Source organism: Actinopolymorpha sp. B9G3, assembly GCF_040120725.1.
GTDB lineage: Bacteria > Actinomycetota > Actinomycetes > Propionibacteriales > Actinopolymorphaceae > Thermasporomyces.
This window is the reverse complement of sequence record NZ_JBEEAB010000006.1, coordinates 278413-303204: the sequence shown is the minus strand read 5'-3', so window position 1 is coordinate 303204 and position 24792 is coordinate 278413. Positions and strand designations below refer to the sequence as shown.

General features: G+C 69.7%; 22 protein-coding genes and 1 pseudogene. 16 read left to right on the top strand and 7 right to left on the bottom strand.

Annotation, left to right across the window (positions count from 1 at the left end):
* Window positions 1-176 precede the first annotated feature (176 nt).
* Window positions 177-4247, top strand: coding sequence for a type VII secretion protein EccCa (gene eccCa / locus ABNF93_RS13835; protein WP_349328388.1), 4071 nt, complete (start codon window positions 177-179; stop codon window positions 4245-4247).
* 127 nt (window positions 4248-4374) lie between these two features.
* On the opposite strand, the gene ABNF93_RS13830 is transcribed toward eccCa, so the two are convergent.
* Entirely contained in the window at window positions 4375-5712 is a 1338-nt protein-coding gene (locus ABNF93_RS13830; protein ID WP_349328387.1) for a S8 family serine peptidase, read from the bottom strand.
* 271 nt (window positions 5713-5983) lie between these two features.
* Here ABNF93_RS13830 and ABNF93_RS13825 point away from each other — a divergent pair, with 271 nt between their 5' ends.
* From ABNF93_RS13825 to ABNF93_RS13810, 4 genes are all read left to right on the top strand, one after another.
* Window positions 5984-6421, top strand: a complete 438-nt coding sequence (locus ABNF93_RS13825; protein ID WP_349328386.1) for an ATP-binding protein — start codon at window positions 5984-5986, stop codon at window positions 6419-6421.
* Window positions 6422-6506: 85 nt separating this feature from the next.
* Window positions 6507-6956: a thiol-disulfide oxidoreductase DCC family protein gene (locus tag ABNF93_RS13820; RefSeq protein WP_349328385.1), complete on the top strand. Its 450-nt coding sequence runs from the start codon at window positions 6507-6509 to the stop codon at window positions 6954-6956.
* A 244-nt stretch (window positions 6957-7200) separates the two neighbouring features.
* Window positions 7201-8295 (top strand): hypothetical protein, encoded by a 1095-nt coding sequence (locus ABNF93_RS13815; protein ID WP_349328384.1) that lies wholly within the window; start codon window positions 7201-7203, stop codon window positions 8293-8295.
* Between the two features lie 29 nt (window positions 8296-8324).
* Window positions 8325-8807 (top strand): hypothetical protein, encoded by a 483-nt coding sequence (locus tag ABNF93_RS13810; protein ID WP_349328383.1) that lies wholly within the window; start codon window positions 8325-8327, stop codon window positions 8805-8807.
* Here the strand turns inward: ABNF93_RS13810 and ABNF93_RS13805 are convergent.
* Window positions 8764-9504, bottom strand: a complete 741-nt coding sequence (locus tag ABNF93_RS13805) for a PIG-L deacetylase family protein (RefSeq protein WP_349328382.1) — start codon at window positions 9502-9504, stop codon at window positions 8764-8766. The genes ABNF93_RS13810 and ABNF93_RS13805 overlap by 44 nt on opposite strands.
* A gap of 128 nt (window positions 9505-9632) precedes the next feature.
* Here ABNF93_RS13805 and ABNF93_RS13800 point away from each other — a divergent pair, with 128 nt between their 5' ends.
* The 3 genes from ABNF93_RS13800 (at window position 9633) to ABNF93_RS13790 (ending at window position 11576) form a co-directional block, all read left to right on the top strand.
* Window positions 9633-10430: a peptidyl-tRNA hydrolase gene (locus tag ABNF93_RS13800; RefSeq protein ID WP_349328381.1), complete on the top strand. Its 798-nt coding sequence runs from the start codon at window positions 9633-9635 to the stop codon at window positions 10428-10430.
* A complete protein-coding gene (locus ABNF93_RS13795; RefSeq protein WP_349328380.1) occupies window positions 10427-11152 on the top strand; it encodes an HAD family hydrolase in 726 nt (241 codons plus the stop codon). Before ABNF93_RS13800 ends, ABNF93_RS13795 begins: the two co-directional genes overlap by 4 nt.
* A gap of 112 nt (window positions 11153-11264) precedes the next feature.
* Window positions 11265-11576, top strand: a complete 312-nt coding sequence (locus tag ABNF93_RS13790; RefSeq protein ID WP_349328379.1) for a hypothetical protein — start codon at window positions 11265-11267, stop codon at window positions 11574-11576.
* Here ABNF93_RS13790 and ABNF93_RS13785 read toward each other — a convergent pair.
* A complete protein-coding gene (locus tag ABNF93_RS13785; protein WP_349328378.1) occupies window positions 11573-12205 on the bottom strand; it encodes an HAD family hydrolase in 633 nt (210 codons plus the stop codon). The genes ABNF93_RS13790 and ABNF93_RS13785 overlap by 4 nt on opposite strands.
* A 372-nt stretch (window positions 12206-12577) precedes the next feature.
* On the opposite strand from ABNF93_RS13785, the gene ABNF93_RS13780 reads away from it, so the two are divergent.
* On the top strand, window positions 12578-13150 hold the full coding sequence (locus tag ABNF93_RS13780; protein ID WP_349328377.1) for a type VII secretion system-associated protein: 573 nt from the start codon (window positions 12578-12580) through the stop codon (window positions 13148-13150).
* A 116-nt stretch (window positions 13151-13266) separates the two neighbouring features.
* The gene (lipB, locus tag ABNF93_RS13775) at window positions 13267-13926 is read left to right on the top strand and encodes a lipoyl(octanoyl) transferase LipB (RefSeq protein ID WP_349328376.1); all 660 of its coding nucleotides are present in this window, start codon (window positions 13267-13269) and stop codon (window positions 13924-13926) included.
* An 11-nt stretch (window positions 13927-13937) separates the two neighbouring features.
* Here the strand turns inward: lipB and ABNF93_RS13770 are convergent, their stop codons facing one another.
* From ABNF93_RS13770 to imuA', 4 genes are all read right to left on the bottom strand, one after another.
* Window positions 13938-14480 carry a hypothetical protein gene (locus tag ABNF93_RS13770; protein ID WP_349328375.1) on the bottom strand — a complete coding sequence of 181 codons (543 nt, stop codon included), beginning with the start codon at window positions 14478-14480 and terminating at the stop codon, window positions 13938-13940.
* Window positions 14481-14527: 47 nt separating this feature from the next.
* A complete protein-coding gene (locus ABNF93_RS13765) occupies window positions 14528-18133 on the bottom strand; it encodes an error-prone DNA polymerase (RefSeq protein ID WP_349328374.1) in 3606 nt (1201 codons plus the stop codon).
* Window positions 18134-18277: 144 nt separating this feature from the next.
* Window positions 18278-20152, bottom strand: a complete 1875-nt coding sequence (locus ABNF93_RS13760; RefSeq protein ID WP_349328373.1) for a DNA polymerase Y family protein — start codon at window positions 20150-20152, stop codon at window positions 18278-18280.
* The gene (gene imuA', locus ABNF93_RS13755) at window positions 20149-21027 is read right to left on the bottom strand and encodes a DnaE2-dependent mutagenesis accessory factor ImuA' (RefSeq protein ID WP_349328372.1); all 879 of its coding nucleotides are present in this window, start codon (window positions 21025-21027) and stop codon (window positions 20149-20151) included. Before imuA' ends, ABNF93_RS13760 begins: the two co-directional genes overlap by 4 nt.
* Before the next feature lie 263 nt (window positions 21028-21290).
* Between imuA' and ABNF93_RS13750 the strand changes: the two genes are divergently transcribed.
* From ABNF93_RS13750 to ABNF93_RS13725, 6 genes and pseudogenes are all read left to right on the top strand, one after another.
* Window positions 21291-21677 carry an ArsR/SmtB family transcription factor gene (locus tag ABNF93_RS13750; RefSeq protein WP_349328371.1) on the top strand — a complete coding sequence of 129 codons (387 nt, stop codon included), beginning with the start codon at window positions 21291-21293 and terminating at the stop codon, window positions 21675-21677.
* Entirely contained in the window at window positions 21674-22123 is a 450-nt protein-coding gene (locus tag ABNF93_RS13745; RefSeq protein WP_349328370.1) for an SRPBCC domain-containing protein, read from the top strand. Before ABNF93_RS13750 ends, ABNF93_RS13745 begins: the two co-directional genes overlap by 4 nt.
* 14 nt (window positions 22124-22137) lie before the next feature.
* Window positions 22138-22578 (top strand): YybH family protein, encoded by a 441-nt coding sequence (locus ABNF93_RS13740; RefSeq protein WP_349328369.1) that lies wholly within the window; start codon window positions 22138-22140, stop codon window positions 22576-22578.
* Between the two features lie 28 nt (window positions 22579-22606).
* A pseudogene (locus tag ABNF93_RS13735) lies at window positions 22607-22873 on the top strand (hypothetical protein); the annotation flags it as partial.
* Window positions 22874-22909: 36 nt separating this feature from the next.
* Window positions 22910-23746, top strand: a complete 837-nt coding sequence (locus tag ABNF93_RS13730; protein ID WP_349328368.1) for an MBL fold metallo-hydrolase — start codon at window positions 22910-22912, stop codon at window positions 23744-23746.
* A 161-nt stretch (window positions 23747-23907) separates the two neighbouring features.
* Window positions 23908-24774 (top strand): GNAT family N-acetyltransferase, encoded by an 867-nt coding sequence (locus ABNF93_RS13725; protein ID WP_349328367.1) that lies wholly within the window; start codon window positions 23908-23910, stop codon window positions 24772-24774.
* The last annotated feature ends 18 nt before the right edge of the window (window positions 24775-24792 follow it).

Sequence of the window (24792 nt, the reverse complement as noted above, 5' to 3'; positions counted from 1 at the left end):
GGACGCCGGTCGGTCTGGCCGGGCGACCGCCCCTCCCGCGCGAACTCACAGGTACGTCAGGGCGTGCCTGACAACCCGACAGATGGCAAGCCGTATCGCCGGTAGCCGGCCGGACTCACCTCGGCCGAGCGCACCGGCACGTCGGATCACCGACAGGGCCGAAGCGAGGTCGCGCAATGAGCACAGTGCTCCACCGCCGCACCGGGCGCAAGCCGCCGCCGGCGATGCCCAAGGGCGAGGTGCTCTTCGAGTCACCGCCAGAGCTGCCGGAGGTCACGCCCGGCGGCGCCATGCAGAAGATGTTCGGCATCCTGCCGATGCTCGGCGGCGGCGCCGTCATGGCGTTCATGATGACCAGCAACGTCGGTGGCGGCGGCAACAGCATGCGGATCATGATGAGCGGCGTCATGGCCGTCTCCATGGTCGGCATGTACATCGGCCAGCTCGGCGGCGGTGGCAAGGGTGCCGAACGCAAGCACCAGATCAACGGGAGCCGCCGCGACTACCTTCGCTATCTCACCCAGCTCCGCCGCCGGGTCCGTACCGCCGCCAACCGGCAGCGGGAGGCGCTGGAGTGGCGGTACCCCGACCCTGACAGCCTGTGGACCCTTCCCCTCAACCGTCGGCTGTGGGAGCGCAGGGCGACCGACAACGACTTCGCCCACGTCCGCGTCGCACGGGGCGCCCAGCGGTTCGTCCTGCGACTCATCAGCCCGGAGACCAAGCCGGTCGAGGACCTCGAACCTGTCGCGGCGGGGGCGCTTCGCCGGTTCATCCAGACCTACCGCACCGTTCCGGACGTGCCCGTCGCCGTCAACCTTCGTGCGTTCGCCCATCTCCGCATCGACGGTGAGCCCGAGCCTGTCCGCGGCCTGACCCGGGCCATGCTGGTGCACCTGGCGGGCCTGCACGCGCCCCACGAAATGGTCATCGGTACGTGCCTCGCGCCGGACCGCCGCGCCGAGTGGGACTGGGTGAAGTGGCTCCCGCACGCCCTCCACCCGGAGAACACCGACGGGGCCGGACAGGTCCGGTTCGTCGCGGCCTCGCTGTCCGAGCTCGAACGCCTGCTGTTCGACCAGATCGGCAACCGCCCGCTCTTCTCCGCCAACGCCAAGCCGCTGGCCGACCAGCCGCACATCATCGTGGTGATCGACGGCGGACACGCCAGCCATGACTCGAAGTTCCTCAGTGCCCCGCTGCAGGGCGTGACCGTGATCGACGTCTCCGGCAACGCCGTACGCCGGTTCGGCGACGGCGTCATGCAGCTGCGCGTGACCGCCGACGAGCTCTTCCACGTCACCACCGACCCCGACGGTACGCAGCACGAGAGTCAGCTCGGGCGTCCGGACGAGTTCACGATCGCGCAAACCGAGTCCTTCGCGCGGCAGCTGGCACCCCTCAGGTCGGTCCAGGCCGGCGGCTCGGTGGCGGTCGAGGAGGAGGAAGAGGTCGAGGAGGAGCAGGCCCAGCACGAGCTCGAGCTGATGAGCCTGCTGAACATCCCCGACGCGTACCAGCTCGATCCCGAGGTCGTGTGGAAGCCGCGCCCCCGGCACGAGCGGCTGCGGGTGCCGTTCGGCCTCACCCCAGAAGGCCAGCCCGTCGAGCTCGACATCAAGGAGTCGGCACAGGGCGGTATGGGCCCACACGGCCTGGTCATCGGCGCCACCGGATCCGGGAAGTCCGAGGTGCTGCGTACCTTCGTCCTCGGTCTCGCGGTCACCCACTCGCCCGACTACCTCAACCTCGTGCTGGTCGACTTCAAGGGTGGTGCGACGTTCCTCGGACTCGACAGCCTGCCCCACGTGTCGGCGGTCATCACCAACCTCGAGGACGAGCTCATCCTGGTCGACCGGATGCAGGACGCCCTCGCCGGTGAGATGAACCGCCGGCAGGAACTGCTCCGCGACGCCGGTAACTACGGTTCGCTGCGCGACTACGAAGAGGACCGCGCCAAGGGCAAGCCGCTGGACCCGATGCCGACGCTGTGGATCGTGGTCGACGAGTTCAGCGAGCTGCTCTCGGCGAAGCCGGAGTTCATCGAGCTGTTCGTGATGATCGGCCGGCTGGGTCGAAGCCTCGGCGTCCACCTGCTGCTGGCCTCGCAGCGACTGGAGGAGGGCAAGCTGCGCGGCCTCGACACCCACCTGTCCTACCGGGTCGGTCTGCGGACCTTCTCCGCCGGTGAGAGCCGGGTCGTGCTGGGTGTGCCCGACGCGTACGAACTTCCGCGTGAGCCCGGTGGCGGCTACCTCAAGGTCGGTACGGAGGGGCTCGTCCGGTTCAAGGCCTGTTACGTCGGTGGCATCTACCAACCTCCCAGCCTGGCAGCGGCCGCCCAGAAGAAGCCGGCCAAGCCGGGCGAGCGGCGCTGGATGCCGCAGATCACGGCCTACACCACCGACTACGTCGAGCCCAACATCGTCGAGGTCCCGGCCGAACCCGAGCTCGACGAGACGCAGACCCAGATCATCGCCCAGACGCAGGTGATGCACGAGCCGAAGGTCCTCGTCGACCTCGTGGTCGAACAGCTCCAACGCATGGGTCGCTCCGCCCACCAGGTGTGGCTCCCACCGCTCAACGAGTCCGCGACGCTCGACCAGCTTCTTCCCGGGCCGCTCGAGGTCACCGAGGAGCACGGCCTCACCGTGAAGTGGGAGGGGCGCGGCACGATGGCCGCGCCGGTGGCGCTGGTCGACAAGCCCTACTACCAGCGGCGTGACCCGATGTGGCTGGACCTGTCGGGCGCGGGCGGGCACGTCGGCATCGCGGGAGGTCCGCAGAGCGGCAAGAGCACGCTGCTGCGGAGCCTGATCGCGTCGTACGCCCTGACCCACCGGCCCGACGAGGTGCAGTTCTACTGCCTCGACTTCGGTGGTGGCACGCTGCCGTCGATGCTGGGCCTGCCGCACATGGGTGGCGTCGCGACCCGGCTCGACGCCGATGCCATCCGGCGTACGGTCGGCGAGATGACGACGCTGCTGGAGCAGCGTGAGCGGGCGTTCACCGACGCTGGTGTCGACTCCATCGCCACCTACCGGCGGTTGCGCCGCGAGGGTCGGATCGCACCGGACCGGTTCGCCTCCGACGTCTTCCTCGTCGTCGACGGCTGGGGCACGGTGCGAGGTGAGCACGAGGCGATCGAGGCGACGTTGACCCAGATCGCCGCGCGTGGTCTCGGTTTCGGCATCCACCTCATCGCCACGGCGAACAAGTGGTCGGAGTTCCGGATGGCGATCAAGGACCTCATCCAGACCCGGCTGGAGCTCAAGGTCGGTGACCCGTACGACTCCGAGATCGACCGCAAGGCGGCCGTCAACGTCCCAGCCAACCGGCCGGGGCGCGGGTTGTCGCCGGAGAAGCTGCACTTCCTGTCCGCACTGCCACGGATCGACGGTGAGGCCAACCCGGAGCTCCTTGCCGACGGGGTCAAGGCGATGTGTGACGCGGTTTCCCAGGCGTGGCAGGGTCCGCCTGCACCTCCGGTCCGGCTGCTGCCCGAGGAGCTGCCGTTCGAGACGTTGCCGACGGTGGGTGCCGACGTGCGTCCCGGCGTACCCATCGGCATCGACGAGGACGAGCTCGCTCCCGTCTATCTCGACCCGGCCGACGAGCCGAACCTCGTCGTGTTCGGCGCGACGGAGTGCGGCAAGTCCAACCTGCTCGATGTCATCGCCCGTGGTGTCGTGGCGCGGAACACCCCCCAGCAGGCGCGGCTCATCATCGTCGACTACCGGCGTTCGTTGCTGGACTCGGTGAGCGGTGACCACCTGATCGGGTACGCCGCGTCGTCCGATGCGGCGACCTCTCTGCTGAAGGATGTCGGTACGGCCCTGCGCAAGCGGCTGCCCGGGCCGGACGTGACGCCCGACCAGCTGCGTAACCGGTCGTGGTGGACGGGCGCGGACCTCTACATCATCGTCGACGACTACGAACTGGTCGCCACGTCGTCCGGCAACCCGCTCGCCCCGATCGCCGACCTCGTGAGCCAGGCGAGCGACATCGGTCTGCATGTGATCATCGCGCGTGGGTTCGGCGGTGCCGGCCGGTCGATGTACGACCCGGTCGTGCAGCGGATCCGCGACATGGGCAACCCGGGCCTGATCATGTCCGGTAACCGGGAGGAAGGTCAGCTGTGGGGCGGTGTCCGGGGCGCACCGCTCCCGCCCGGACGAGGCACGCTGGTCAGCCGCCGCTTCGGCACCAAGCTGATCCAGACGGCCTACATCGCGAAGGAGCGCTGAGCGCGCCCCGGGGCGGACCACGGAGGGCGTGCGCGTCGGCTGGAGCGGCGTCGCCTGTCGCCGCCCCGCCACGGCTTTCACGCGGGGTGTCGGTCGGGGGCTCGGGCTCGGCGGGTGCGGTTTCGCGTCAGGTCTGGGTCTGCGGTCGTTCCTGGCTCGGCTGCCAGCTGCGGTCGCGGCCGCGCCGGTAGGTCGCGACCGCGCCGAGCGTGATGAGGGCAAGGCCGACGGCGGTTCCGCTCACGATGAGGGCGACGTCGCGGGCCGTGGTGTCCGGACCCGTGTCTGCGGCGAGCGGCTTGATCCCGGCCTCAGGCGTCGCGGGGGCCGAGCTCGACTCCGGCAGGATGGCGGTGACGGCTTCGTAGGGGTTGACGACGCCATATCCGAGGCCTTCGGCCGGCAGGTCGGCTCCGGGGTGGTCGGCCGTGAGTTGCAGCCGGCGCTTCACCTGGAGCGGCGTGAGCTGCTTGTCGTACGCCTCCAGCACCAGCGCCGCCGTCCCTGACACGAACGGTGCGGCGAAGCTGGTCCCGTCGTTGTCGTTGCGGGTATGACCCTGGATCGGAGCGGGTCCCGTGACCCCCACGCCCGGCGCGGCCACAAACGCCGGGACCGAGGTGGTGGTGAACGGTGCCAGCGTGCCGTCCTGGTTCGTCGCACCCACGACGATGAGGCCTTCGAAGCCCGGCTTGCGGGCGAGCTCGGCGGGCCACCTCTTGGCGTTGTCTTCGGCGCCGGTGTTGCCGGCCGCCGTGACCACGACGATGTTGTTGTCCAGGGCCCGCTTGATGGCATCGACCAACGCGGGGAACTCGTTGTCGGCGAGGACGGAGACGTTGATGATGTCGACACCCTGGTCGACGGCGTAGTTGATCCCGTCGGCCAGCGTGCCCGCCGATCCCTCGTCGAGCGAGTTCGTCACCCGGACCGGCAGGATCTTGGCGAAGGGTGCGATGCCCTGAAAGTTCGTGTCGTCGGCTGGGCGGGCCGCGATGATGCCGGCGATGAGGGTGCCGTGTCCGTCGCAGTCCACCGTGGCCGACACGCCGTCCCCGACAAGGCTCCCTCCGTTGTCCTGGTCGACCACGCCACCGTCGAGCTCAGGGCCGTTGAGTTGGGGATGGGACGCCCACACGCCGGTGTCGACCACGGCGACGGTGACCTCGCGACCGGTCGCGAAGGTGTGCACGCGGTCGAACTGCAGCCGCGCCTGCGCCCAGGGCGTCTCCGCGATCGAGTTGCTCGGGCGCGGCTGCTGTTGACAGAGTTCGGCGAGCTGACCGCGGCGGATGGGGGCACGGGGCAATCCGGCGCCGGCCTCGAGGGCGCCCGGCGCCCGCGCCACCGTTGAGGTGGCCTGGGCGGGCCCTGCCAGGGCGGGAGCGGCGGGCAGCGCGGCGACGGCTACAAGCGCCAGGAGGAAGCCGGCCGCTCGGGTCGATTGCTTTCTCGCGCACCTCACAGTGGGCGAGAGTACCCGGATTGGGTGGATGCGCCGGATCGGCGGTAGCCAGTGGTGAAGCGTCCAGTTCCGGCCGCGCGGGAAACCAGGTCGGCGGGCGAAGGTTCGACATGGTGGGACCGACAAGGGGACCTCGGGCCCTGTCGGGCGCTGGACGGCCCCGGCCATGGTCGAAGTGTTTCCCAACGCGCCAGGAAGGGAAGCAAAGCGTCATGCCTGCGCAGGTTCGTGCGTTGTCAGGGTGTCGCGAGCGGAGGTCGAAGGAGAAGGCGTGACTGTGGCTCCCGTCGAGAGTTCGGCGACTTCCACGGCGTTGATGCTGCCCTTCGAGGTGGCGAGTGCGCGGAGGGCCCGGCGCAGGCTTGGTGCAGACCTGAGGCTCGCTGGCGTCTCCCCCGAGGATGCCCATGACGCACTCATCGTCCTGAGCGAACTCGTCGGCAATGCCCTTCGGCATGCCCGCCCGCTGCCCGCGGGGACGCTACGGGTCCGCTGGACGCGGCGGTCAGCTGAACTGGAGGTGGCCGTCACCGACGGAGGTGGTGCGACGTACCCGCGCAACCTGGACCTTCCCGCCTCGGCCCTCGGCGGCCGGGGCCTTGCCATCGTCGACCAACTGGCCGAGAACTGGGGCGTACGCCGAGAGCCGGACACGACCACCGTCTTCGCGGTTCTCTCCCTCGACACCGCAGAGGCACGCGCGCGGTGACGCGAGTGGTGCGCTGACGCGTCGTTGCCGTCCCGCCTGTCGCTCCGGGTGTGCCAGATTTGTGGCGATCAGGGAGCATGGAGACGTGGGACCTCGCGATCGCGGTGCCGACCCGTTGCCGACCTTTCTCTTCGACGGTGACTGCGGGTTCTGCACCCGCAGCGCGCAGCTGATCGAGCGGTGGATCCCCACCAATGCCGACGTCGTGCCCTGGCAGCGCGTCGACCTCGCCGCTCTGGGCGTCACGCGTACGCAGACCGAGCACGAAGTGGTGTGGATCGGTCCTGACGGCCGGATCGACGGGGGCGCCCAGGCGATCGCCAGTCTCCTGCTCGATGCGGGTGGCATGTGGCTGGTACCCGGTGCCGTGATCCGGATTCCGCCGTTCCGCTGGCTCGCCCAGCTGGTCTACCGCGTCATCGCCGTGAACCGGTACCGACTGCCGGGCGGTACGCCGGCCTGCGCACTTCCCCCCAGGGACGGCCCCCCCGGCGGGCTCCGAGCGTCCCGGCGAACGGGCCCCTCGGACGCGTGATCCGGTCCATCCGCGGGCCAGCGCACCACCGCACTGCGTACGACAGAAAACCACCCACCCTGCCACGCCTTTCGTCGCATGGTGGGAATGTCTGGATTTCCGTCATCTATGGAACGAAATGGATGCTTGGCGACGTCTATGGGACTGTTTGGACAACAGCGTTCCTCGGGGCGGGCATCGGGATGCGGGAAACGCGCGATTGACCTAGAGAGCCGTTGACTCGGCCGGAAAGGGAGCAGGAGCGATGACCGCCACGGTGGACTCCACCGCACTCGCCCGCTGGGAATCTCTCGCCTCGGACTACGACGTCGCCTGGACCGACCTGCTGCTCATCGCCCTCAACGTGCACGGGATCCGCACACCCGCGGGCTCCCGCGTCCGGATTGACCTTCGCCTGCCGACCGAGCCGGAACCGCGTCTCATCGTCGTACCGTCCGGGCGCCCGGAATCCCCCTTCGAGCTCGTCGGCGACGCGCTCGTGGTCGAGGGGCGGACGGTGGCCGCCGCCGAACGGGTGGTCGCCGACGACGCGGTGCCCGGCTACCTACGCTGTTGGGACGGTGAACGGTGGCGGGCCGCGACCCTGAACCCCAACTCCCGCAGCCGCTGCACCGGATGCGCGTTCTGCCCGACGACGCTCGAGGACGCGGTTGACCCGCGCCTGCGGCTCGACGACGAGATCGCGGCCCTCCTCGCCGGTCTCGCGGCCGAACTGCCGCCCGGCGGGTCGCTCGCGGACCTGACCGAGGTCACGATCTCCACCGGTTGCTTCCACACCGAGGCCGCCGCGCTCGATCATCTGCGTACCGTCCGGCGGGTTCTCTCCGACCACGGCATCCAGCCCCGGATCGGGCTGCTCAGCTCGGTGCTGCGCAGCCAGGAGGCGTTCGACGCGATCGCCCGCGAGGTGGGGCCGTTCCTGCTCTACCTCACCGCGGAGTGCACCTCCCGGCGCGACATCCTGCTCAAGGAGAGCAAGGCCAGCCTTCGCCCGGAGGAGATGCCGGCGCTGCTCGCGAGGGCGCGCGCCGCCGGGCTCGACACGTCGTTCACCTACGTGGTGGGACTTGATCCGTACGTCGAGATGCGCGAATTCCTGCTACTGCTGCTCCCACAGGTGACCGTCTTCCCATCGATCCAGGTCTACCAGTCGCACACCCCGCTGATGGACGTCCTGCGGTCGCCGGACGCGACGGACCTGTCGTACTACCTCCGGATCCGGCGGGAAGTCGAGGACCGCTGCAGCGTCCGCGGACTCGTACCGGAGCGGTGGCGCTGCTACCGGCCGCTCTGGTACACGACGTACGCCGGGCTGCCGCTCACGGGGCCGAGCCGATGACGCGGGTGGCTGCGCGTACGCCGAGGACGATGGCGGTCCGAGGACATCGGGAGGACCACGACGGCCTCCGCAGCTACGTCCTCGACGAGCGGATCAGCGGGTACGACAGCTACCGGGCCGCCAAGCTGGTGCTGGCCGGGGCATGGGAGCCGGGTGTCGAGTACGCCCGGAGCCGGGTGTCGGTGCAGGTCCGCGTCCTGACCCTCGACGACGTCACCATCGTGAACCCGCTGCCCGGCCAGCCGGAGCTTCCCGATCACTGGCGTGGAACCCTCGTCCTTCCCGCGAGTACCCGCGGCCGGTCCATGCCGGCCGACCTCACCCGTGCGTTGCTGGCGGCGGGGCTCGATCCGGCGGACCTCGACTCGGGGCCGCGCCGGCACCTGGTCGAGTTCGTCGCCGAAGCGCGCCCGGGCAGCCCGACGCGGGACGCACGGCTGGCTGCCGCCGTCGCCGCCCTGCGCAGTGTCAGCGTGGAAACAGCTCGAACGCCGCCGCCAACCGCCCACTGAACCGCTCGCCCGCCGCACGGGCGTTCCTGGTCAGCATCTCCCGGGCGTAGTCCGTCGGGTCCTGGGACGTGAGCGCCTCGATGTAGGCACGGTGTTCGGCCAGGGAACGCACCCCGGCCTCGAGTGTGTCCGTCACGTCGACGGCGTGGGAGGGCTCGGGCGAGGCGAACACCGCCACCCAGCGCACCCCGCCCCATGGTTCGTACCCCTCCTCGACCAGCTCGGGAAAGATCCAGCGGTTGCCGGCGTCACCGGTGGCGTCGAGGACCGACCGGCCGACCGCACGGTGGTCGGGGGTGTTCCATGCGCCGGGTGCCCACGTGTCGCGGTGGTTGAGCGTCACGACCAGCTCGGGCTTGTGCCGGCGGATCGCCCTCGTCAGGTCGCGACGCAGCCTGAGGCCCTCGGTGATGACGCCGTCTTGGTGGTCGAGGAACTCCACCTCCGAGACTCCGACGGCGGCCGCGCTGGCGCGCTGCTCGCGTTCGCGGAGCGCGGCGGCCTGCTGCGGTGGGAGCCCGTCGATCCCGGCCTCACCTCTGGTGACCAGGACGTACGCAACATCGCGGCCGGCGGCGGTCCAGCCGGCGATGGCGCTGGCCGTCCCGTACTCGAGGTCGTCGGGGTGGGCGACGATCGCGAGGCAGCGCTGCCAGTCGTCCGGAAGCGGAACGAGCTCGCCCGGTCGGTCGTTCATCTGCGTTCCCTCTCGGTGGGGGCGGTGGTCGGCACACGTGGTTGGCTAGCACCTGTCGGGACTGCCCTCGGAGGGCTCCCATCGCATGAACCTAGTGAATGAGGGTCCCCTCACCGAAGAGGTACGCCATGACCGAGGAGCAGCGGGCCGCCGTCCGGTTCTGGCGTACCCACTGGCGGACGCAGGCGTGGCGCGCGCGAGCCGCGCGCGACGACGCCGAGCCGTGGTCGCTGCCGATTGTCGTCCGGGTCGAGCGGGACCGGACGCCCTCGCACCAGCAGGCGATGTACGCCTCTGCACTGGCGGTCGTCCGGCTCCTGGCCGATCCCGCCGCCGCGCCGGACTGCCCGTGGCACGAGCCACTCGAACGCTGGGCGGACGGCCGGATCCGCAAGGTCGTACGCCGCGCGCGGGGTTCGCGATGGCTCGACGTCGCCGCGCTGCCGGGCGTCACGGCGACGGTGGACGACGCCGAGGTCCGCGCGCTGCTGCCGCATCCGGTGTCGGAGGTCCCGCCGCCGGTGGGAAAACTCCAGGTGGAGGGGCTCGACCTGGACGTCGATCCTGACCGGTCTCCCGGCCGCTTCCCGCTCGAGGACGTAGGGGCGGAGGCGGAGGCGGCCGGCGGTCCGACGTTGACGATCGTGTTGGCGCCCCGGCTGGCGATGTCGACCGGCAAGGCGTGCGCGCAGGTGGGACATGCGGCGCAGCTCGGCCTACTCGAGCTCGGCGCGGAGCGGGTGTTCGGCTGGGTCGACGCCGGCTTCCCGCTGCGGATCGTCGAGGCGTCACGAGAGACGTGGCGCGGCGTCGTCGGGGGAGAGGTCGAGGCGGCGCTGGTCACCGACGCCGGCTACACCGAGGTCGAGCCGGGCACACACACGTGCGCGTCGACGTTCGCCGAACTCGCGTCTCTGCGCCCATGAACGCTCGCCGGGTCCACGGCGCGGCGGTGGTCTTCGACCTGTACGAAACGCTGGTCACGGAGGTCGATCTCGTCGTCGGTGGAACGGCGTCCGGTCGCTTGCCCGCGGACCGGCTCGGCATCGATCGGGGCCTGTTCGACTCCCTGTGGCGGGCACGCAAGCACGAGCGGATGACCCGGCGCCTCGCGTTCGAGGACGTGCTCGCGGAGGCATGCGTACGCAGCGGGTGTCGGCCCGACGCCGAGGTGCGGGCGCGGATCGAGGAGCTCGCCGCCGAACGCACAGCCGCGAAAACCTCGGTCCTCCGTCGCGTCGATCCGGCAGTGCTGCACACCCTCGACCAGCTCGCGAGGGCCGGCTTTCGGCTCGGACTGGTCAGCAACTGCTCGGTGGAAGAGGTCGAGGGCTGGCCGTCGAGTCCGCTCGCCCGCCGCATCGACTCCGTCGTGTTCTCCTACGACGTGGGCGTGGCGAAACCCGACCCTGCCATCTACCTGGTGGCGTGCAAGCGTCTCGGCGTACCCGCGGAAGCGTGCGTCTTCGTCGGTGACGGTGGGAGCGACGAGCTGGCGGGCGCTGCGGCGGTCGGCATGCGGGCGTTCGCGGCGCGATGGCACGTCAACCGTTGGCCGACGGAGGTACGCCGGCAGGCGGTCGCGCGTACGCAGGGCTTTCCGGCTCTCACCGCTCCCGCCGATCTGCTCGCGGCGCTCGCGGGGTAGGAGCCAAGCAGCCGCCGGGCCTGTTCGGCGCGCGCCACGCCACGCCACGCCGGTTGACCGGCAGCCGCTGGGGTTGCGAAACCAGGCTCGTCCACCGTTCGTTGGGGAGGTCGTGGGAAGCGCTGGTGTGAAGGTCGCCCTCATCGCCGGGGCGGTTGCCGTTGCGCTGTTCGTCCTCGATCGTGGCCTGCTCTGGATGGAACGCCGGCGATGGATCTACTACCGCCGGACGAAGAGCAGCGGGGGGATGAGCCTCGAGATCTCCCAGCTGTTCGATCCGACCGCCCGGTTGGTGAAGCGGGAGATGGAGCAGGAGACCGTGCGCAAGGTCGTACGCCCGAGTGGCGACCCGCCGTTCGACGTCGACCTCGACGCCCATGTGGTCCGCGTACGCCGGCAACCACGTCGGAGTGCGCCGGACTAGCCGGAGGCCGCGGCGGACCACAGTGGCGAGAGGACACTTCGGAGGGCGTCGAGGCCGTCGAAGTGGACGCCCACCATTCCTGCCGCTCGGGCACCGTCCACGTGGCCTGGCGTGTCGTCGACGAACAGGCAGCGCGACATATCGGCGCCCACCAGGCCGGCGGCGTGGCGGTAGACCTCGGCGGCGGGCTTGGCGACGCCGATGCGTGAGGTGTTGACGACCGCATCGACGGCGTCGGCGATGCCGAGCCGGTCAAGGTCGTCCTCCAGGCGGGTCGTCGCGTTGGACACCAGGACCACCGGCACGTGCTGGCGGACCGTGGCCAGGAGTTCGAGCATGTCCCGGTCGACAGCGCCGATGAGCGCGGACCAGGCGTCCACCATGGCCTGCGCCTCTTGCGGTGACCCGTACGCCGAAGCGAGGTCGGCGACGATCGCGGCCCGCCACTCGGTGTCGGTCACCTGACCGGTCACCGCTGGTTGCAGGCGTGCGGGCGCGAAGGCGGTGGCGGCGAGGGTGCCCGGCGGTAGTCCGTGCGTACGGTCGATCCGGTTCATCGCATCGGGGTCCCAAAGCCGGACCACACCGTCGAGATCGCACAGCACCGCGTCGAACGGGACCGAAGGCATGGCGCCGATCCTGCCAGGTCCCGTCGTGCGAGTGCCGGCCCCACCGGTGCAGAGGAGGTCGGCGTGCGAACGTGCCGAGCGGCCCGCGGCGAGTGGGAAGTCGGCCGCTGTGGGCGCGCGAGCGGCTCGCCCTCGATGGACGACGGTGTGGAAGGTCGACCCGGTGGAAGGTAGTGTTCTGCGTCGATATCGCATGTCCGTTATGTCGGCAATGCTCAAGCGATGTGAGGAAGGCCGTGAGGATTTCGACCTCGACCGAACGCCCGTCAGATCGCGCCGAGGATTGAGCCGTAGGGGATGCGTCCCGGGCCGCAGGCACTGTGAAGGCCCGCACGGAGGACCAGGCTCATTGGCCGTCTGGAGAAACAAGCGATGGACGACGCTCGCAGGGAAGTCCCGCGGATCACCGAGGGCATGCGCGAGGTTGCGTGGGCGAACCCGGGCCAGTGGGTGTACGTGATCGACCCGGATTTCGACCCAGACGGCGCTGTACCGGCGTGGGGCATCGAGGGTGCGTTTCCCACCAACCGAGCGGGTCAGATTCTCCGCGACGGATACCGTCCGAACGGCAAGTACCGACCCGGGCCTCGCCGGCGTGGCTTTCCGGTGCCGGTCAACCAGGTCGAACGCGCTCTCGAGTTGGCCGTCGCCGAGTACGGGCCGACGTCCGACCTGCTGGTTGCCCTACGCCAGGCCACCCTCGTGATCCCCGCCCTTCGCGGAGCCCGTGGCCAGATCCCGATCGTGACCGATTCCGAGGGACGCTCGCTGTTGATGGCGTTCACCTCGACCGAGCGAGTCACGGCAGGCGCCGCGGCCGGCGGACCGCCCCGGGAACTGGAGGTCCGCCGGCTCGCCGACGTGTTGCGACGCGTACGTGTGCGGCTCAACCCTGGCTCACCACCGTCGCTGACCCTGGATGGCCCGGAAATCCTGGAGGGCTGACCTGGGGAGAGGCGCGTCTCTCGACGGGTAGCCTCACGGCGACACGTGTTTACCGAGAAGGTCCGCTCGAGCCCGTCCCTCGTGCGAAGGAGCCTCTCACGCGCGAAGGATGAAGGATGTCGCTGCTGCAACGGGTCGACCTGGGCGAGGTTCCTTATCCGGAGGCCGTCCGCCAGATGGCCGGCTGGGTCGACGAACGCCAGCGCGGCGTGGTCGGTGACCGACTCTTTCTGCTGAGCCATCCGCCGGTGATCACGTACGGTCCGCGGACGCCACTCGAGGACCTGCCGCCCGCTGCGGCCGGCGTGCCGACGGTGCAGGTGGACCGGGGTGGGTACGCGACCTACCACGGGCCCGGCCAGCTGATCGGCTACGTGGTGGTGAACCTGCGAGAACGCGGCCCGGTCGACATCGTCCGCTGGCTGGAGAACGGACTCGTGGCGGCGCTCGGCGAGCTCGGGTTCGCGACGATGCGGCGCGACACCCCGCCCGGGGCAGCGAGCCTCGTCGGCGTCTGGACGCCAGAACACCACAAGGTCGCGTCGATCGGCATGCGGATCCGGGGCGGCGTCACGAGCCATGGATTCGCGCTGAACGTCGACCCGGACATGCGGGTGTTCGACCAGTTCACGGTGTGTGGGCTGCAGGACGTGACGATGACGTCGCTGCGGCGCCTGGCCGAGCGCACGGGGGTCCCGATGCCGTCCGACGCGGCGATCCGCGACGCCGTGGCCGGCGCGTTGGGTGCCCGGGCCAGCAGTGGTAGCGGTGACTGAGATTGCCCGCGTCACGGGAGCATGGCCAGGTCCGCCAGCATGGTCAGGCGTTCGTCCGGGGTGAGGACGGCGTACGGCGATGCGGCGCGCCGGTTGGTCTCGTCCTCAACCGCCTGTCGCTGCGGGCTCCACGTGCTGCCCCACGGCATCGCGACCATCTCCGCGGCCGAGAGCCCTGATCGCTGCCAGGCGGCTGCGTGTGCGTCGGCGCGGTGGATCCGCAACATCGACAGCCGGTTGAGCAGCAGCACGGGTGACGGCGTGTCCCTCGGTTCGAAGGGCGGCGCGTGCACCGCCCAGGCGTCGCCGCTGGTCGCAGTCGCCTGGGCGAGGATTCGGGCCACCAGGGTGTTGAGCCGTTCGACCGGACCGTTCTGCTCCTGCCCCCACCGCTCGGTCAGCACCCGTGCGTGCAGGGCGAACAGGTCGCGCAGAAACGCCTGTCCCCGCTCGGTCGCGGTGATCTCGCCGGCCGGGGCCCGGCTCAGTAGGCCATGGTCGACGCTGCGCTGCACGGTCTCGTCCACCTCGCCGGGGTCGGCGTACCGGTACACCGGGGGAGGTCGGCGACGCCGACCGGAACAAACCCACAAGGCGCCCCTCAGTGGAAGTCGCGGGACATGGTACGAATCGTGAGCGGTAGCGGGGCGAACTTCTCGGCAACGATGTTGGTGACGCCCTGGGCGCGTTCGAGTCGGCCCCTGATGAGCAGGGCGGGTGAGTCGCGGGCGATCCGGCGGAAGCGGTCCCACACCACCTTGGGGCAGATGACGTTGACCATCCCGGTCTCGTCCTCGAGGTTGAGGAACGTCACGCCCCCGGCTGTGGCAGGACGTTGTCGGTGGATGACGACGCCACCGACCAGGATCCGGCGCCCGTTGTCGTAGGTGGCGAGCCGGTCAGCGGGGACGACTCCCAGCGCCTCCAGCTTGTCGCGTACATGCCGGGTCGGGTAGTCGTCGGGGGAGATCCCGGTCGCCCACAGGTCGGCCATCACGCGTTCGGCGGGATTCATGTCCGGCAGGAGCGGCACCTGCTCCGGGATCGACGCGGAGTCGGCAGCCAGATGGTCGGGGCGTTCCTGCGCGGCACTGCCCGCGATCCACAGCGCCTGCCGGCGGCTGAGCTGGAAGCATCCGAACGCCCCCGCGGTGGACAACGCCTCCATCTGGGCGGAGGTGAGCCCCACCCGGCGAGCGAGGTCGGCCTGGTCGGCGTAGGGCCCGTGGGCGTCGCGTTCGGTGACGATGCGCGTGGCGAGATCCTCGCCGATCGATTTCACCCCCGCGAGACCCAGGCGTACGGCGAACCTCCCGTCGCGGCGATGCTTGGCGTCGTCGGCGGGAGCGTCAGGATCGAAGGGCCCGGTGGGCGGCTGGTGGTCGGACAGACATGCCGGGTCACCGGTCGCGATGCGCTCGCCGAGCCGCTCCATGCTTATGGTCGCGTTCGGCTCCTCGTTCGCTCCGTGGGCCGCTCGTTCCTCGCGGACCATTCTGCTCACTCGCTCGCCGAGCCGCTCCATCACGGGATGGACGCCGGAGGCGTGCAGATCGGGGTGGCGCACCTCCACACCGTGCCGGCGGGCATCGGTCACGAGGCTCTGCGGCGAATAGAAACCCATCGGCTGCGCCCGCAACAACGCCGCCAGGAAGATCGCCGGATAATGCAGCTTGAACCACGCACTCGCATAGACGAGCAACGCGAAACTGATCGAATGACTTTCAGCGAATCCGAAGTTCGCGAACGCCTCGATCTTTTCGTACAGCATGTCGGCGGTTTCGCCGGTGATTCCCCGCACGGCCATCCCGTTGTAGAGCTTCTCCTTGAGTGAGGAGATCTTTTCCAACCCACGTTTGGATCCCATCGCCCGGCGCAACAGGTCGGCGTCGTCGCCGCTGCAGCCGCCCACTTCCATGGCGATCTGCATGAGTTGCTCCTGGAAGAGCGGAACGCCGAGGGTACGTTCGAGCGCCGGCGCCAGGCTCGGATGGGGTGGGGTGGGTGGCTCCTGACCGAGCTTGCGCCGGATGTACGGATGGACCGCGCCGCCCTGGATCGGCCCGGGCCGGATCAGCGCGATCTCGATGACGAGGTCGTAGAACCGTCGCGGCCGTAGCCGGGGCAGGGTGGCCATCTGCGCCCGGCTCTCCACCTGGAACACCCCGACCGAATCGGCGCGGCACAGCATGTCGTAGACGCTCGGCTCCTCCTTGGGAATCGTCGCGAGCTCCCAGTGTTCGCCCAGGTGTGCCTCGATGTCGTCCATCGTGTATTTCAGGACGGCGAGCATGCCGAGGCCGAGCAGGTCGAACTTGACAAGGCCCATCCATGCGCAGTCGTCCTTGTCCCATTGCAGAACCGTGCGATCCTTCATGCGTCCGTGCTCGATCGGGCAGACTTCGCCGACCGGGCGTTCGGTGAGCACCATGCCGCCGGAGTGGATGCCGAGGTGTCGCGGAAATCTCAGCAGGGGTTCGGCGAGTTGCACCACGGCGGGCGGTACGTCGGTCTCGACCGTCGCCACACCGCTGCCCCAGGCGTCGACCTGTTTGGACCAGGCGTCCTGCTGTCCGGTGCTGTGGCCCAACGCCTTGGCCATGTCGCGGACCGCCATCTTCGGCCGGTAGGTGATGACGTTGGCGACCTGTGCCGCGTTGCGCCTGCCGTACTTTTCGTAGACGTGTTGGATGACCTCCTCGCGCCGGTCGGAGTCGAAGTCGACGTCGATGTCAGGCTCTTCCTCGCGGGTGGCGGAGAGGAACCGTTCGAACGGAAGGTTGTAGAAGATCGCGTCGACCGCGGTGATGCCGAGCACGTAACACACGGCGGAGTTGGCGGCGGATCCCCTGCCCTGGCAGAGAATTCCGCGCTCTCGGGCGAAGGTCACGATGTCGTGGACGATGAGAAAGTAGCCGGGGAAATCCTTCTCGGCGATGACCTGGAGCTCTTTTTCCAACCGGGCGTAGGCGTCGTCGCGGGCTTTACCGACGTACGAACCATACATTTCGTCGGCGCCGTCGAAGACGAGCTTGCGGAGCCAGCTCATCGGTGTGTGGCCGTCAGGGACGTTCTGTTTGGGGAGTCTCGGTTTCGCCCTGCGCAGTGGGAATGCCAGCTGGTTGGCGTAGTCGACCGTGCGGGCAACCGCGCCGGGATAGCGGGCGAACCGCTCGGCCATCTCCGCACCCGACCGCAGGAACGCGGTGCCGGCGGCGGGCAGCCAGCCGTCGATCTCGTCGAGGCTGCGGCGGGCGCGTACGGCGGCGAGGGCGGTCGCGAGTGGACGCCGGTCGGGAGTGGCGAAGTGCACGTTGTTGGTGGCGATGACGGGAAGCCGCCGGGCCTTCGCCAGCTCCGTCAAGGCGTCGTTGCGGTCGGTGTCGAGCGGATAGCCGTGGTCGATGAGTTCGACGACTACGTTGTCGCGGCCGAACAACGTGATGAGCCGGTCGAGTTCGCGGTCGGCGGCGGTCATGCCGTCGGCGTGGCCTCGGCTTCTGCCGGCATGGACGCTGAGGGTGCCGAGGGTGCCGGTGTTGCTGAGGGTGCGGGTGTTGCTGAGGGAGGCGGGGCCGTGCTCGAGGGCGCGTGGGACCAGGCCCTTGCGGCAGCCGGTGAGGATCACCCACTCGCCGTCCGCGCGCGCCGCGAGGTCCTCGAGGTCGTAGGTGGGGCGTCCCTTCTCTCCACCGCGCAGCTGCGCCTCGGTGATGGCGCCGGCCAACCGGTGATAACCCTCCTCGCCGCGCGCCAGCACCAGGAGGTGGCTGCCCTCCGGGTCTGCAATGCCGTTCTGCGGTTGGGAAAGCTCGAGGGAGAGCTCGGCGCCGAAGACGGTGGCGAGGTCGTAGCCTGCGAGCTCGGCGGCCTCGGCCATGCGTACGACACCGTAAAGACCGTCGTGGTCGGTGAGTGCGAGCGCCTGGAGGCCCAGCGCGACGGCGGTCTCGACGAGTTCCTCGGGATGGCTCGCACCGTCGAGGAAGCTGAAGTTGGAATGACAGTGGAGTTCGGCGTACGGAACGACCGGGCCGTCGGGGCGTTGCGGACGGTCCTCGGGCGGCGGATCATACGGCGGACGTACGGAGGTCCACGCCGGGCTGTCGCCGCCGTCGGCGTGTGGTGGCGGACCACCGGGGCGTCGCCGGCCGGAGAGCTTGCGTTCGAGCTCTGACCACGGGACCTGCGGGTTGTCCCAGCCCATCAGTGCCGCCCTCGGATGGGTCGGCCGGTGAATCCGGGGGCGGCTTCATGATCATGCGTGAGAAACAGGGCTTCTTCACGCCGAAAAAGCCCTGAAAGTGACGCATGATCATGAGCGGCGCGCGAGGTGGAGAGAAGGAGGAGCTCAGTCATAGCAGGCCTCGATCCACCATCGGCCGGTTTCAGCGTCCTGCACGTGGGAGGCCGTGGTACCCCGAGCGCTCGTGCCCGCACTGGGTTTTCCGGTGCTGGAGCGGGCGTCAGCGTCAGGGATGCTGCTGGCATTGTTCCCAGAGGAAGTGGTCCCGTCGGGAGAATGGCCGTTGAAGCCAGAGACGCTGCTGATGCTGTTGGCGAGGGGGTCGGCGGTGGACCTGGTGCCGGCTTCGTACCGGAGGACGAACGCCCGCCCGTCAGCGCATGCGACCTGGAATCGCGCGCAGCGGCTGGCCGCCACCGGATCCCACCAGCGCTCGTCGACCGGCCAGGGACCCGCCCAGCCCGTGATGACCGAGTTGTCAGAGCTGTCCCGCTCGAGCAGGCGGCAGTCCTCCGACAAGGCACCGCGTTCGCTGATCTCGACCAGGTGGCCGGTCGCACCGAGGACCCGCACGGGTTCGGGCGTGGCCAGGACCGTGGTCGGGGCAGGAGGCGGGAGATGCCCCGGCCACGGTTGCCCGGTCGGGCGGGCAGGTGCGATGTCGTCGCCCCACGGCACCAACGTCATGCGTTCGGCCGGTGCCCGCCCTCCTGACAGAACGACGGTCACCACCGCTTCGTGCCCGAGTTGGCTCTGCACCCGGGTGAAGGCGCGGTGGATGCGTTCGTCGGGTGCCTGGTCGCCCCACAGACCGTCCTGGTACGCCCCGGTTGGGGCCACGTCGTCGGGAATCAGCCGGACGCGTACGACACCGGAGGTCAGTTCCTCGGTTGGTCTGCCATCGCCCGAGCCGCCACCCGATCCGCTCGATCCATCCGATCCATCCGAGCCGGTTGCGCCGGTCGAGCCGCCACCCACCGATGTTCCGCCTACCGACGTCGCGGCCGAGGTGTCGGACGCACGAGTGCTGGTCCCTTGCAGTTGCCAGCGCACCCGGTCGACGACATCGGCCGCGCTGAACCACCGCGGATGCCGCCACTGCCGGCTGCGCGGTTCGTCGCGTTCGGTGTCGATCTCGACCCGGAGACAGGTGCAGACCAGATCGCGTTCGGCGAGCCCGGCGACCAGGCGTTCGGCGGTGCCGCGGATCGCGAACGCCACCTGGTCGACCCGCTCGACCGGCGGCTCGAACGCGGCGTCCGTCGCCAGCTCGGGCGGCGGCCGCCGCGTCGCCAGCGGTCGGTCGTCACGGCCGGCGGCGAGCCGGTGCGCGGCGACACCGTCGTTGCCGAACCGGGCCAGCACCTGTCGGGCGGGCAGCGCGGCGAACGCACCCAACGTACGAATACCCAACCGGCGCAGCAGGTCGACGAGCTCGGGCCGGTCGAGTGTGTCGACCGGGAGCGAGGCGAGGCAGCGGGCGGACTCCCCGGGCGGGAAGGCCAGCTCCCGTTCGCCGGAGCGTTCGGCCAGCCGCGCCGCCTGCTCCGCCGCGAACGGCCCGTCCGCGATCCCGATCACGCAGCTGTGGCCGGCCTCCTCGAGGTGCGTACGCAGGATCTGCCCGAACGTATCGCCGTAGTAGCGGCTCGGCCCCTTGGCCGCGAGCGCGCACCGCCCTGGTCGGATGACCTCGACGCCAGGGGCGAGGGCCTCGATCGCGGCGACGACCGGTTCGAACTCCCGGGCGTCGACAGCCGGGTCGTACGCCAACGTCACCAGGTCAGGGCACCGCGCCTGCGCCTCGCGGACCCGCAGCCCGCGTCTTACGCCATGCGCGCGCGCGGCGTGCGAACAGGCGAAGATCTGCCCCTTGTCGAGGACCGCGAGGGGAGCGTCCGGTGGTTGCCCGGCGTCTCGCCCGGCAGCAGTCACCGGCCAGTCGGGGAACCAGACGACGATCGTGCGTACGGCGTTCATCCCGCGCGCTCCCACCGGCGGCCAGGGAGGCTGGTGCGACCGGGACGGTCAGCAAGGTCGGGAAGCTCAGCAAGCTCGGTGAGCGGAGCGAGGTCGGCGCGATCCGCCGGTCCGGCGACGCGGACGTCCCCGGCGCGGTCGGGCAGCCACAACCGGGTCGTACGACGTCGCCCGCCGGTGCCCCGCCCCGTCGCCTCGACGGTCACCTCGCGAGACGTCAGGTGCCCGTGCCCGGCGCCGAGGCCGTGCCAGGTGCTCGACGTGATCGCCATCCGCAGTTCGCATCCCGGCCAGTCCGGGCGTTGGACGAGAAGGACGGCGCCGCGTTCGCGTACTCGGGCGGCCAGCCGCTGCGTCTCCGCGTCGTAGGGGCGGGCAGGTGGGCGGACGACCACGAGGTCGAGGACGTCGACCAGGGTCGCGACAACGTTGAGCCACTGTCGTCCCGGCGCCGGGACCAGGATGACCCGGGTGAGGTCGATGCCCAGCCCGGCCGCGGCTTCCGCGCCGAAACCGGGCATCCCGACCATCCCGCACCAGGAGCCCGCCCGGGACGCTCCGGCCAGGAGCGCCATGGTGAGCATCGCCGAACGCTGGACCGAATAGCTCGCGCCCCGGCGAAGTCCCCGCTCTGGCAGCAGGTCGCCGAAGGCCGGGAGCGCGGGGAGGGTGGGCACCGCCCGGCCGGATCCCGTGGCAGTCGCCGGGCGGGCCGCGAGCTCGGCCCGCAGCTCCTCCACCACCGCCGCACGGTTGCGCCTCGCCCGACTGTGGTCCGCGATGCCGGGTTTCGATCCGGTGCGTTCGGCCACGGCAGGCTGGCTTGCCGACGTGCGTACGACGTCGAGGGTGCGTCCCTGCGCAGAACCAGCCACCACTCCATCATCGAACGTACGTTCGATGGTGTCAATCTCTACTGCGCCAAGCTTTCTGGCGTGACCCCACGTAGGAACCGCCAGCTCTACAACACGATCCGGCCACCCGGACCCTCGGCGACCTCACGCCACGGCAGGCCTACCTCGAGGGGGCGATGGCCGGACACCGATGCCCGCGACTGAAGTCCGTGCCCAGTCGAGCCGAAAGCAAAAGCTTAAGCGAAGACTTGACTTTCTGGAGGGTCACCCCTACGGTTAAGTGCATGCTTAACCATGAGTCGGCGGCCGCGGATCGGGTGTTCCACGCTCTCGCCGAGGCCAACCGCCGGGCGATCATCCAGCGCCTGACCCGCGGCCCGGCGACGGTGAGTGAGCTGGCGCGCCTCCTCGGCGTGACGGTCGCGGCCACGGTCCAGCACCTGCAGGTACTCCAGACGAGCGAGCTGGTCCGATCGGAGAAGGCCGGACGCGTCCGCACCTGCCAGATCGATCCATCAGGCCTGCGGCGCGCCGAGGAGTGGCTGCGCCTCCAGCGAACGACATGGGAGCACCGCCTCGATCGCCTCGGCGACGTCCTCGGCGAGAGCGCGGCCGACCACACCACGACCACCACACCCCCGGACGACCCCTCGAAGGAGCCCAGATCATGACCGAGCACTCGGTGAAACACAGCACGTTCACGCTGGAGCGGACCTACTCCGCCTCGCCCGCACAGGTCTTCGCGGCCTGGGCCGATCGCGACACGAAGGCGAAGTGGTTCGCTGCCGACGACGCCGACTACACCCTCGACTTCCGCGTCGGTGGCGCCGAGGCCGCCCACGGACGCACCGACGACGGCGCAGAGATCGTCGCCGAGTCGGTCTACCGCGACATCCTGACCGACGAGCGCATCGTCTACACCACCCTGCTGTACGGCCGCGGTGTGCTGGCGACCGTGTCGGTGACCACCGTGGAGTTCGTCTCCAACGGCACCGGCACGCACCTGGTGCTCACCGAACAGGACACCTTCCTCGACGACCAGGAACAGCCCGAGTGGCGCCAACAAGGCACCGGCGACTGGCTCGACGCACTCGGCCGCGAACTCGGCCAGTCCTGAAGGGAGTGTCCCCCATGCACAGAACGAACGACCCGAACGCCGAAGCCGAGATCCGCGAGCTGTTCGAGACCCGCACGCAGGCACTTGCCGGCAAGGACGCCACCACGCTGGCCGCCGCGAACGACGCCGATGTCGTGGTGTTCGATGCCGTCGCCCCCTTCGCCCATCGTGGCGCCGAGTCGACAGCGCGAAAGCGGGAGTGGCTCGCGGCGTACCGCACCGGCATCGGCCACGAGATCCGCGACCTGACGATCACGGCGAACGCCGACCTCGCCTTCTGCCACTTCCTGGTCCGGATCAGCGGCACGATGCTCGACGGCACCGAAGTCGGCATGTGGGTACGCGCGACCAGCTGTCTCCGCAAACTCGACGACAGCTGGAAGATCGTCCACGAGCACGCCTCAGTGCCCTTCGAGGGCGAGACCGGCAAAGCCGTACTGACCGGCGACCTGTGACCCAAGCGGGCCTGCACGCCGCGGCAGGCATATCTCTCTCATGTTGAGTGATCGACCCAAGGTCTTCGGTAACCATGCGCGGCTGGCCCCGGGCTATCCGCTCGGCCGGATCGGTACTCGCACGGAACAGACACCTACCACGTTCGGCTGGGTCGGTGGTGGCGGAAGCTACGTCTACGCCGACACCGCCACCGGCACCTCCTTCGCCCTGACCAAGAACCGGCTCACCCCCCACTTCAACACCGCACAACGACTCGCCGACCTCACCACAGCCGAGATCAACCCACATGCGTGAGGATCGACACCAGGAAGCACAAGCGGAAGGAGCCCCATGCTGACGCAGGTTGCGGAAGGTGTGTTGGTCCACCAGAGCGAGTTGCTCCAGAACAACACCGTTGTCGTGCAGGGCAGGGCCGGCGTGTTACTCATCGACCCCGGGATAACAGGCGATGAAATGACCTGCCTCGCGAACGACCTTCGCGAGTGGCGCCAGACCGTCGCGGCAGGCTTCTCGACGCATCCTGACTGGGATCACGTGCTCTGGCACGCCGAACTCGGCGAAGCGCCCCGATACGGCACAGCCCGCTGCGCGGCTCATATGCGAGATCTGCGGTCGAACGCGGACTGGAAGGCCCGCGTCGCCGACGGGTTACCGCCGGAAATCGCCGAGGAGATACCGCTGGACCCGTTCGGCCTCATCACCGCTCTGCCTGCCGAAACTGCGCAGGTTCCTTGGGATGGCCCTCGAGTCCGGATCATCGAGCATCCGGCGCATGCCCCGGGCCATGCGGCACTGTTGATCGAGGAACGCGGTGTTCTTGTCGCCGGCGACATGCTGTCCGATGTCTTCATTCCGATGCTCGACGACTTCAACAGCACCAATGACCCGATCGAGGACTACCTCGTTGGGCTGCGGCTGCTCGAGGACGTGGCGGACGACGTCCATGTCCTCATCCCCGGTCATGGGTCCGTCGTCGGAGCTGATCAGGTACGCGCACGGATCGAACAGGACCGCGCGTACGTGCAAGCCCTGCGTGACGGCCATGCTCCCGATGACCCGCGGATCGGCCCATCGGCCAAGCCCGGCTGGGAATGGGTAAGCGACATACACGCAGGGCAAGCCCAGAGCCTCGCCCAAAGAAACGAACGCGACGCGACGTCCGGCTAGCGAACCGCTTGCGACACAAGCTGGCCGCCCTTACCCCAGCAGCGTGCTGCGCCAACGCCAGGGCTTCGAGCCGGCACGGCTGGCGCTCTGAGCCCGACCACACCACGCCGGACGGCCGAAACCAGGCGCGGACTGTCGAGCCGGTGGTGTGTGATCGGCGGATGGCGATTGTGCGGGACGAGCCGAGAGTCGACGGGCTGAGCGAGGCTGTGGGCGTGCTGCGGGAGTGGCAGGACGACGGGGCGCCGATGCAACTGCATCCGGGCGACCTGGGCTGGTTCTGGCGGTTCGGCGCAGAGGCGACGGCCGCGGCGGTCCGGACCTGGAGCCGGGACGGGCAGATTCTCGCCGTCGGGCTGCTTGACGGTCCCCAGCTGTTGCGGCTGACGATCGCGCCAGACGCTCGGCGGGACGGGGAACTGGCGCAACAGCTGGCCCGGGACGTGACCGAGCCGGGGTGCGGCGTACTGGGAGAGGGGACCGTCAACGTCGAAGCGCCACTGGGCGCACTGGTCCAAGATCTGTTGTTCGAAGCCGGCTGGAACTCCGACGAGCCGCGGACACCGCTGCGCCGCGACCTCACGCGGCCGGTGGAGGACCCAGACGTGCGGATCGAGGTGGTCGGGCCGGAGCAGGCGCACGTGCGGGCCGCCGTACAGCGGGCGTCGTTCGACAGGTCGACGTTCACGGACGAGCGCTGGCACGCGATGGCGGCCGGGTTGCCGTACGCCGACGCCCGGTGTCTGGTCGCGTACGACGACCGGGGCAACGCGGTTGCCGCGGTGACGGTGTGGTCGGCCGGTCCGGGGAAGCCCGGGTTGCTCGAGCCGATGGGCGTGCACCGGGAACATCGCGGTCAGGGCTACGGCAAGGCGATCACCGTCGCCGCGGCGGCCGCACTCCAGGAGCTGGGCTCGTCGAGCGCGATCGTCTGCACCGCGAGCTCCAATGTCGGTGCCGTCGCCACCTACTCCTCAGCTGGCTTCCAGCAACTCCCTGGGATCCGCGACCAATACCGGGCCATCTAGCCTCCCGAGGCTAGAAGT